This window comes from Sphingomonas soli NBRC 100801 (assembly GCF_001591025.1).
Taxonomy (GTDB): domain Bacteria; phylum Pseudomonadota; class Alphaproteobacteria; order Sphingomonadales; family Sphingomonadaceae; genus Sphingomonas; species Sphingomonas soli.
This window is the reverse complement of the sequence record NZ_BCTZ01000020.1, coordinates 97,930-107,883: the sequence shown is the minus strand read 5'-3', so window position 1 is coordinate 107,883 and position 9,954 is coordinate 97,930. Positions and strand designations below refer to the sequence as shown.

Genomic DNA, 9,954 nt, shown 5'->3' with positions numbered 1-9,954 from the left:
ATCAATGGATCCGGACCTCGATCTAGAAGAGCGGTGCGGCGGCCTTTTCCACCAAGTCCGCCATTGCGCGGTGATCCTTGAGCGACGGGTGCCAATTGCACCCCGTCAGCTCGAGCGCCGGTACGTTGAGCAGGCTGGCGCCGGTGACCTTCGCGACGGCAGCCACATCGGCGGCGAAGCGATCGGGGGCCATCAGCACGAACCGGGCTTGCGGCTGGACGTGCTTCAGCGCGCGGATGAAGTCCGCATATTTCGCGCGGTAATCCGCGTGCAGCGCCCCTTCGTCTGGCCATGCCTCGCCCGGCTTGAGCGCGGTCGAGAAATCGTTGGTGCCGAGATTGATGACGATCACGCGCGGCCGCCATGCCGGGTCTGGTGCAGCGGCAGCCGCATCCCCGGGCACCGCGCGGGGATAGAGAAAGGGCAGATTTTCACCCGGCATCCTGCCCGAATAATTGCGCACGATCCCGTAGCCCGAATAAGCGATCACCCGGTAATCGGCATTCAGCGCCCGCGCGGCGAGCGGGCCGAACGCCAATTGCGTGTCCGTCGTCGCGCGTACCCTGTCGGCGTCGCACTCGCGCGTGGGCGAGGTGTTGCCATAGCCGACGCTGTGCGAATCGCCGATGAACTCGATCTGCCGCGCGCGGGGCCGGGCGGGCATCGCATTGCCCTTGGTCGAAAAGCCCAGGAAGCGCGGGCCGCCCGACTGGCTCTCGGTCACCTTTTCCAGCCGCACGATATGCTCGCCGGGCGCGAGGCCGGTCACACTGAATTCGCTCGGCTTGGCCTCCGCCAGCGTCGCGCGCACCGCGCCATCGACCAGAACGCGCACCGGCTCGCCGCCGGTCTCGACCCGAACAGTTACGTCCGCGCCCTTGAAGCGCCCTTCGAAATAGACGCCGGGCCAGCCGAACCGGCCATCGGTGCTCACCCGGCCCGGTGCGTGCGCCGGGATCGGCATGCGATCCGGGAAGGCGATGAGCAGCAGCGGCAGCGCGAGCAGGCTCTTCATGGCCCGAGGCTAACCCGCTTCGGCCCCCGCGAGAAGCGGCTACCGCAGCGCTGGTTGCTCAGCCCCAGAGATGCGCGCGATACGCATCGAAGCAGCGCGCGCCGCATTTCAGGCGGATCAGCGCGCCCTCCGCCATCGCGGTGGCGGTGCGCGGATCCTGCTCGACCGCCGGGCGGATGGCGTTCCGGTTCCATTCGATGCTGTGCTTCACGTCGAGCACCGCGTGCACCGAGAAATAGCGCGCTTCCTTGGGGCTGAGGCCGACGCGGAGGAGGCCGTCGGCGACTTGCTGCGAACGGCCCGGCGCGGTCAGCTCGACCACGCCCAGCGCGCCCACCGAATGCCAGGCATAGCGGCGGTTCACCGCCATCGCGGTCATCGCATTGGCCAGGGCCAGGCTCTGCCACACCGTATTCTCGATCACCGGACGCACCTTCAGCGTCTCGACCAGCGCATCTAGCATCGGCCCATGCATGCCCTTGGCGGCGCCATGGCCCATCTCGTCCCAATAGTTGCGGGCAAGCTCCAGCTTGGGTTCCACCGGCAGCTTCACCTGCGTCATCGCGACCAGATCGTCGAACCCCGCCTCTCCGGCGGCTTCCTGTTCGAAGAACCATCGAAGCTGGTCCTTGTCCGCCTCCTGCGCGAGCCACGGGAAGAGTGGATCGCCCTGGCCGGGGCCGTGCGCCTTCAGCCCCTCGAACCAGTGGATGAAGCCGTCCGCGTCGGTGGGCACACGCGCGGCCTCGTCGATCACCTCGGCGCGCAGTTCCTCAAGGAAACCGCCTTCCAGCCGCTGCATCTTCACGTCGCGCTCGAAGCGATGCTGCCAGTCGTCGGGGAAGCCGGGCTGGAGACGTTCGCGATTCCAGTGGGCGAGACCGCGCTGGAAACTGTCGGTCAGAAACTGTGATTCGCGGTCATTCGAAAAATTGGGGGCTCGAGTGGCCATTGGTCGCTCTCTCCTGTTCAGGAAAGACCAACCCGACAGGCGGGCGAGAGGTTCCGGTTTGGTCCGGTCGGCTAATATGGATCAGGTCGAATCTCGGGCTTCCGCTTCGCCGTCGAGCAGGCGCAGGTCGCCGCCGCGCGTCTCGCGTCCGAACCATGCGATCAGGATCAGCGCGGCGGCCACGGGCACGATCACCGCACCCGCGACGATCCCGATCGGCGGCACCAGCTTGGTGATCGAAAGCCCCTGCGCGATCACTCCGCCGCCTTTGGTGCATGCCGCCACCCAGCCAGTCGCCCGGCCGCGCACGCGCAGGGGAAAACTCTCCGCCGTATAAGGCAGCACGATCGCGATGATCCCGTTCAGCCCGACGATCAGCAGCGCGAACGGCAGCACGGGATCGCCGCCGCCGAACAGTTCGAGCCTGAGCACGCCCAGCAGCCCCAAAGCGAGGATGCCGATCGCCGATACCAGCGACCATTTGGTGCTCCAAAGCGAGTAGATCAGCGCGCAGGCAAAGGCCATCGGGATGGCGATCAGCGCCGATTTTGCGAGCAGCCCGTTGGCGACGGCAAGCGAATAGCCCTGATCGCGCAGATGCGCCGGAAGCCAGAGCAGCAGCCCGAAATTGACGAACCCCCAGGTGAGCGCGGTGAGCGACAACGCCGTGAGCTTGCCATAGAGATGAAAGCCCTTGAGCGCGCCGTGGCTCGACTGCGCCCTGGCGGGCGGGGCGGCGGTCTTCACCACCGCGCCGAACCTGGCCATCACCTTTTGCGCCTCGAGCGAGCGGCCGTGCGCGAGGAGGAATTTGGCGCTTTCCGGAATGAACCGGCCCAGCAGGACGAGTGCCAGCCCGGTGGGCAGGTTGAGCAGCCACAGGATGCGCCAGCTCAGCAGCGGCACCAGCCAGGTCGCCGCAGCACTGGCGGCCAGATATCCGCCGCCCGCGCCCAGCCCGCCCACCAGCACCAGGCTCCAGCCGCGATGCTTGCTGGGCATCATCTCCGCGAGCAGCGCATAGGTCACCGGCAGCATGCCCCCGGCGGCGGCGCCCATCATGAAGCACATCACGATATTCCAGCCGAGCGACGGCATTGCTCCGCAGATCGAGGTGCCGACGAACATCACCGCCGAAAGCAGGATCGTCGCCTTGCGCCCATAGATATCGGCAAGCACGCCCCACAGCACGGATCCGGTCACCGTGCCCACCAGCGCGAAGAAGGGGACGAGCGAGGCGACCGACTGATCGACCATATATTCGTGCTTCATCCCGTCGATCGTGAAGCCCAGGGCGGCGGGCTTCATCGTATCGATGATCAGCGCGACGACCAGCACGGTCATCAGACCCCAATGCGCGCGCCCGAGCGTGGCATCTTCCGGCGCGGCGACGGTGATGCCAGCGCTCGCGGCGCGCTGCGCGGCCAGATCGCGCGGCAACAGGCCATAGGCCGCGATCACGCAGCCGCCGATGATGAGCGCCATGCCCACCACCATGTCCCAGCCCATCGCCATGCCGGCGAGCATGAAATGCATGTCGCGCGCCATCCAGAACATCGGGAGGTGCATCAGTACGCCGATCGTGACCGCGACGCAGCCCAGCGCGAATGCCCATGCTCCGCGACGATCGGCCAAGGTCCCCGTCATTCGCCACCCCCGTTTTGCCCGCCCCCGGGCTTTGTGTTAGCGCTAACGCAAAGTGCGGGATTCAGCCTGCCACGATGGAGAGTGATGTGAAAGCCCAGGCCTTTCGAATGATCTGCGCATGCCTGCTTGCCGGGGCGGCCCTGCCCGCCGCGGCGCAGGAGATGCGATTGGGCGATGCGGGCTATTTCGAAGCGGACGGCGTCAATCTGCTGGTGTTTTCCAACTGGTATGACGGGCTGTTCGCCGATTCGAAGATCAGCGGCGTGGAGATCATCCAGCAGGGCGAGCGCATCGCCACCAACGGCGATGTCCGCCTTTCCGCGACGCCGGGGCAGTGGGATCCGATCGGGCGGATGAGTGTGCGCAGCGTGAATCCGGAAACCGGCGCGCTCGAAGCCGCGCTCGAATATCCCGAGCATCAGTTCCGCTACCGGATCATTGCCGAGCCCAGGGGCGCGTCGGTGGTGCTTGCGGTGGTGCTCGATGCACCGCTGCCGGCCGCGCTGGCGGGCAAGGCGGGGCTGAACCTGGAGTTCCTGCCTTCCGCTTATTTCCGCAAGAGCTGGATGGCGGATGGCGCGAGCGGGGTATTTCCGCTCCACCCGTCGAGCGACATGGTGGCGGGCGGCGCGCGCAACGCCGCGAGCGGACGCGATATCGGGCCGGGCGCCGAGCCGCTTCCCTTCGCGGGCGGCAAGACGCTGGTGCTCGCTCCCGAAGACCCGGCGCGCCGCGTGACGATCACGTCCAGCGCCGGCGTGCAGCTTTATGACGGGAGAGACCAGGCGCAGAATGGCTGGTTCGTCGCGCGCACCCTGATCCCCGCGGGCAAGACCGGGCGGGTGATCGAATGGACCGTCACGCCAAACAGCGTGCCGGGCTGGAAGCGCGCGCCGGTGATCGGCCATTCGCAGCTCGGCTACGCGCCCGAACAGGCGAAGCGCGCAGTGATCGAACTCGACGCGAAGGATCCCGGCGCGGAGACCGCCCGGCTGCTGCGCGTGACGGCCAAGGGCGAGACGATCGAGGCGCTGGCCGGCCCAGCGCCCGAATGGGGCAAATATCTGCGCTACCGCTATCGCAGCTTCGATTTCAGCAAGGTGCTCGAACCCGGCATCTACATGCTCGAATATGCGGGCAGGCGCACCGCGCCGTTCCGCATCGCGGCGGACGTCTATGACAAGGCCTGGCACCCGAGCCTCGACGTCTATCTGCCGGTCCAGATGGATCACATGGCGGTCAATGAAGCCTATCGCGTCTGGCACGGCGACAGCCACCGTGACGATGCCCGGCAGGCGCCGCTCGATCACGAGCATATCGATCTCTACCGGCAGGGGCCGACGACCGACACCAAGTTCGCGCCGGGCGAGCATATTCCCGGCCTGAACGTGGGCGGCTGGCTCGATGCGGGCGATTTCGATATCCGGACCCAGACCCAATATGCGGTGATCCGCGGCCTCGTCGATGTGTGGGAGCGGCACCGGCCTGGACGCGATCAGACGCTGATCGACTGGGATCTGCGCCACGTCGAGATGCACGTGCCCGATGGCGCGCCCGATGTGATCCAGCAGATCAGGCATGGCGTGCTCTATCTCGCATCCATGTATGACGCGGTCGGCTATGCCGTGCACGGCGTCGTCGAGCCCGATGTCGCGCAATATACCCATCTGGGCGATGCCGCGTCCAAGACGGACGGGCTGGTCTATGATCCCGCGCTAAAGCGCGGCGAGCGCAAGGACGGCAAGAGCGGCACGCCCGACGATCGCTGGGTATTCACGAGCAGATCCTCCGCGCTTAACCTTGGCTCGGCGGCGGCGCTGGCGGCGGCGAGCCGCGCGCTGAAGGGGCATGACGACGCGCTGGCGGCAAAGGCGCTCAAGCTGGCGGAAGGCGTGTGGGCAGAGGAGCAGAGCCACGCGCCAAACACTTTCAGCCACGGCAACACAACCGGCGGCTGGCTGCCGGGCGAGGAATTCACCGCCGCGGTCGAGCTGCTGCGCGCCACGCGCGACGCGAAATATGCGGGGCGGATCGAAGCGCTGTGGCCCGAGGTTTCGAAGCGCTTCGGCTTCTATGCGCAAACGGCGATTGCCGCGCTCCCCGATATGCCGGCGGGCTATCGCGCCGCGGTGGAGGCGGCTGCGCGCGCGTGGCAGGCGCGGCCGGAGGTGAAGAACCCCTATGGCGTCCCCATCACCGAGGGCGGCTGGGCCGGCAATGGCGCGGTGATCCACACCGGGCTTGTCGATTATGCGATCCACAAGGCCTTTCCGGCGATCAGCGACGGCAAGGCGGTGTTCCGTGCGCTCGATTATCTCCACGGCACGCATCCGGGATCGGATATTTCGTTCGTATCGGGCGTGGGCACGGTTTCGAAGGAAGTCGCTTATGGTGCCAACCGCGCCGATTTCTCGTTCATCGCGGGCGGGGTCGTGCCCGGCGCGCTGATCCTCAAGCCCGATTTTCCCGAGAATAGCGAGACCTGGCCCTTCTTCTGGGGCGAGAACGAATATGTCGTGGATATGAGCGCGAACTATATCGCACTGGTTCTCGCGGCGCGGGATTTGCTCAAGCGCTAGAACTCATGCTCTATCTGCGCACATGATGAGATCATTCCGCACCGCCCTCGCGCTCCTGGCGCTCGCCGCCAGCCCGCTTGCCGCCCAGACCAATTACGAGGCGGTCGATCCCTTTATCGGGACGGGCGGGGAGGGGCATACCTTTCCGGGCGCGGTCGCGCCGTTCGGGATGATCCAGCTTAGCCCGGATACCGACGCGACCTGCGAGATCCGCAAGTGCTACAGCCATGCGGCGGGCTATCGCTACGAAGACACGACGATCCAGGGCTTCTCGATGACCCATTTTTCGGGTGCGGGGCATTCGGATCTGGGCGATTTCCTGATCATGGCGATCGGCGCCGATACCGCGCTGGAGCCGGATGCCTATCGCTCGCCGTTCAGCCATGCGACCGAACAGGCCCAGCCCGGCTATTATGCGGTGACGCTCGACAAGCCCGGCGTGCGCGCGGAGCTGACGGCCAGCACGCGCGTGGGCGTCCAGCGTTATGCGTTCCAGTCCGGGCCGGCGCGCGTCGTGCTCGATCTGCGCAGTTCGCTATATGATTATCCGGGCAAGATCCTCTGGTCTTCGGTCCGGGTCCGCAGCGACGGGACGATCACCGGCATGCGCGAGACGCGCGGATGGGCGCCCGCGCGCAAGCTCTATTTCGCGATCCGGCCCAATGCGCCGCTCAAGGCGCATGCCTTTCTCGATCGCGAGGGCAAGGTGCCGTATCGCGGTTTCCAGGGGCCGAGCCGGGGTGCCGAAAATGCCGCGCAGCTTGCGGGCCGGTCGCTGGTCGCCACGCTCGATTTCGGCCAGCTCGGCAAGCCGCTGGAGCTGAAGGTCGCGATTTCGAGCGTCGATGAGGATGGCGCGATCGCCAATCTGGATAGCGAAGCCGGCGATTTCGATGCGATCCGCGCCAAATCGCGAGACGCCTGGACCAAGGTGCTGTCGGCGATCGAGATTGATGCGCCCGCGCCGATGAAGAAGATGACGGCGACGGCGCTGTATCATTCGATGATTGCGCCCAGCGTATTCGCCGATGCCGATGGGCGCTACCGTGGACCCGACGATCAGGTGCACCAGGGCAAGGACTTCACCTTCCACTCGACCTTTTCGCTGTGGGACACGTTCCGCGCCGAACATCCGCTGCTGCTGCTGACTCAGCCCGACCGCCGCAATCTGGATTTCGTCCAGTCGCTCCTCGCCAGCCAGCGAGTCAGCCCGTTCGGCATCCTGCCGGTCTGGCAATATCATGGCCGCGAAACCTGGACGATGATCGGCTATCACGCCGTGCCGGTGATCGCCGATGCGTATCTGAAGGGGCTGCGCGGGTTTGACGAGAAAGCGGCGCTCGACGCGATGGTCGCGAGCGCAAGCTACGGACCCTATGGCGGGCTCGATCACTATATGAAGCTTGGCTATGTGCCGATCGACAAGGAGCCGGAAGCGGCATCCAAGACGGTCGAATATGCCTATGACGACTGGACCATCGCGCGCATGGCGGCGGCGATGGGGAAGGGCGATGTCGCCGCCGCGTTCGAGAAGCGAGCGGGCAACTGGCGCAACAGTTTCGACAAGGCCAGCGGCTTCCTGCGCGCGCGCAAGGCGGACGGCAGCTTCCGTACCCCGTTCGATCCCACCGCGATCAACTATGGATCGGATTATACCGAGGGCAATGCCTGGCAATATTCCTGGTTCGTGCCGCAGGATCAGGCGGGCATGTTCGCGATGCTGGGCGGCGATGCGGCGGCGGTGAAGAAGCTCGACGCGATGTTCGATTTCGACAATTCGAAGATCGACTACAGCCATGCCGAGGACATCGCCGGGCTGATCGGCCAGTACATCCATGGCAACGAGCCGAGCCACCACGTCGCCTATCTCTACAATTATGCCGGCCAGCCATGGCGCACGCAGGAGCGGCTGAAGCAGATCGTCGAGAGCCAGTATCAGCCGACGCCCCAGGGCTTATCGGGCAATGATGATCTGGGGCAGATGTCGGCCTGGTTCGTCTTCACCACGCTGGGATTCTACCCCGTCGCGCCGGGCTCCAACGAATATGCGATCGGCCGCCCGTTCCTCGACAAGGCAGTGCTCAATCTGCCGAACGGCAAGCGCTTTTCGGTGGTGGCGGAGGGGCTATCCGACGCGAACCCCTATATCGGCGCGGTGACGCTGAACGGTAGGCCGCTGCCGCGCTCGTACATTCGGCATGACGAGGTCGCGGCGGGCGGCGAACTGCGCTTCACGATGCAGGCGAAGCCCAACCGGAAATGGGCCACGGGCAAAGCCGCGCGGCCCTTTTCGATGAGCCCCTATCGCTGAGCCGCGTATAGCGCCTGCGCCCGGGCGATCGCTTCGCCCAGCTTGGCGGCGGTCAGTTCGGCGCGCAGCTTCGGCCCGTCATTGGCGCGCACGCCGGTGAGCACCTCGGGGATCACCCCGCGCACTTCGTTCGAGCCATCGGCGCGGTAACGGACGCAATCCGGCACTTCGAGCGTCGCACCCGAATAAGCGAGCTTGGTAGGGGTGCCGCCCCAGCTATAGCCGCAGCCCGCGCCGCCGGTGCGCGCGCCCATCACCAGCGCCGCCTTATTGTCCGCCAGCATCGCCGCGACTTCCTCGGCTGCCGACCAGGTTTCGTTATCGACTAGCAGGATCACCGGCCCATCCCATGCGCCCTGCACATAGGGATGCTGGGCGATGGTGAAGACGTCATTGGCCCAGGGCTTGCCATCGAAGGCGCCTGCGGGAGCGCTGCCCACCAGCCCGGTCGCGGTCCCTGCGCGGGCGATGCGCGTGCAGCCGGTGGCGGGATCGCACGGCTTGGACGCCTCGCGCGCGGCGGCTTCGGCCTCGGCGGCCCAAGCAAGAAGTTGCGCGCGCTCGGCACCCTTGGCCTTCGCAGCATGCCCGCGCAGCCGTTCGGCGGTGCCGCTCCAGATCTTCGCCCAATGCGCCCCGCGCACGAAGCCGGTCTTCGCCGAACTCAGCGTGCGGGCGCTCAGCATCCGCGCCGCCGCCTCGGCCCATTCCGAGCCGCCGCCATTGTCGGAGATATCGAGCAGCAGCACCTGCGCGCCTTCGGCCTTGAGCCGCTTCAGCGTGTCCGCCAGCCCGGAGGTCATCGCGCGATAGGAGCGGGTGAGCACCTGATCCTCGCACGAATCGTCGCAGCCTGCGCCTGCGGGCAGGGTGATCGCAGCGAACGCCGCTTCGCATAAAGCCGGATATCCGTGCGGATCGAAAACCCCGATCCGCATCACGCCGATCCTGGTGCCGCCATTTTCGACCAGCCCGGCGGGGAAGGGAGCGCCTTCGAGCTTGCGATATCCCGGGAGCGCGGCTGCCGTGCCCGCGCGCGCCGAGCGGCCATTATAGCCGAGCGCTCCGCAATTGGCGGGCTTTGGCCCGGCGGGTCCCGAAGCGGCCGCGCCGGCGGGCCAGCGTAGCTTCACATGCCCGTCGCCGATCTGGGCGGTCATCCGATCGAGCAGCCGACGCGCTTCGGCATCGCTGCCGGCCCGCGCCATCGCCGCCTTCGCCTGATCGAGCGCGCGATCGATCGGCAGGCCGCGCTCCTCGGTCAGCCATTCGAGATTGGCATATTTGGTCAGCAGGGCGTCGCGATATTGTGCGAGGTCGGCCAGCCAGGGCGCCGCGTCCCAGACGGGCGCGGGCGGAGCCGGAGGCGCGGTTTGCGCGACCGCAGGCGATGCGGCGAGCAATGCCGCGAACACAAGCTTCTTCATGGACCCGTCCTCCCTGTATTACT

6 protein-coding genes are annotated in these 9,954 nt (G+C 66.6%); 2 read left to right on the top strand and 4 right to left on the bottom strand.

Going from position 1 to position 9,954, the window contains the following annotated elements; translation table 11 throughout:
- Positions 1 to 22 precede the first annotated feature (22 nt).
- The 3 genes from SSO01S_RS15195 to SSO01S_RS15185 form a co-directional block, all read right to left on the bottom strand.
- Positions 23 to 1,015: an SGNH/GDSL hydrolase family protein gene (locus SSO01S_RS15195; protein WP_066800486.1), complete on the bottom strand. Its 993-nt coding sequence runs from the start codon at positions 1,013 to 1,015 to the stop codon at positions 23 to 25.
- Positions 1,016 to 1,073: 58 nt separating this feature from the next.
- Complete coding sequence (locus tag SSO01S_RS15190) at positions 1,074 to 1,967, bottom strand: iron-containing redox enzyme family protein (RefSeq protein WP_066800483.1); 894 nt, start codon at positions 1,965 to 1,967, stop codon at positions 1,074 to 1,076.
- Between the two features lie 81 nt (positions 1,968 to 2,048).
- Positions 2,049 to 3,614 (bottom strand): MFS transporter, encoded by a 1,566-nt coding sequence (locus tag SSO01S_RS15185; RefSeq protein ID WP_066800480.1) that lies wholly within the window; start codon positions 3,612 to 3,614, stop codon positions 2,049 to 2,051.
- Between the two features lie 86 nt (positions 3,615 to 3,700).
- Here SSO01S_RS15185 and SSO01S_RS15180 point away from each other — a divergent pair, with 86 nt between their 5' ends.
- A complete protein-coding gene (locus SSO01S_RS15180) occupies positions 3,701 to 6,193 on the top strand; it encodes a glycoside hydrolase family 9 protein (protein WP_245646821.1) in 2,493 nt (830 codons plus the stop codon).
- Between the two features lie 25 nt (positions 6,194 to 6,218).
- Positions 6,219 to 8,504, top strand: a complete 2,286-nt coding sequence (locus tag SSO01S_RS15175; RefSeq protein ID WP_066800539.1) for a GH92 family glycosyl hydrolase — start codon at positions 6,219 to 6,221, stop codon at positions 8,502 to 8,504.
- Here SSO01S_RS15175 and SSO01S_RS15170 read toward each other — a convergent pair.
- Positions 8,495 to 9,931, bottom strand: coding sequence for a S41 family peptidase (locus SSO01S_RS15170; RefSeq protein ID WP_066800473.1), 1,437 nt, complete (start codon positions 9,929 to 9,931; stop codon positions 8,495 to 8,497). The genes SSO01S_RS15175 and SSO01S_RS15170 overlap by 10 nt on opposite strands.
- Between the last annotated feature and the right edge of the window lie 23 nt (positions 9,932 to 9,954).

Coding starts and splice junctions, on each gene's coding strand:
- SSO01S_RS15195 (WP_066800486.1), bottom strand. CDS start 1,015: ATGAAGAGCCTGCTCGCGCTGCCGCTGCTGCTCATCGCCTTCCCGGAT.
- SSO01S_RS15190 (WP_066800483.1), bottom strand. CDS start 1,967: ATGGCCACTCGAGCCCCCAATTTTTCGAATGACCGCGAATCACAGTTT.
- SSO01S_RS15185 (WP_066800480.1), bottom strand. CDS start 3,614: ATGACGGGGACCTTGGCCGATCGTCGCGGAGCATGGGCATTCGCGCTG.
- SSO01S_RS15175 (WP_066800539.1), top strand. CDS start 6,219: ATGAGATCATTCCGCACCGCCCTCGCGCTCCTGGCGCTCGCCGCCAGC.
- SSO01S_RS15170 (WP_066800473.1), bottom strand. CDS start 9,931: ATGAAGAAGCTTGTGTTCGCGGCATTGCTCGCCGCATCGCCTGCGGTC.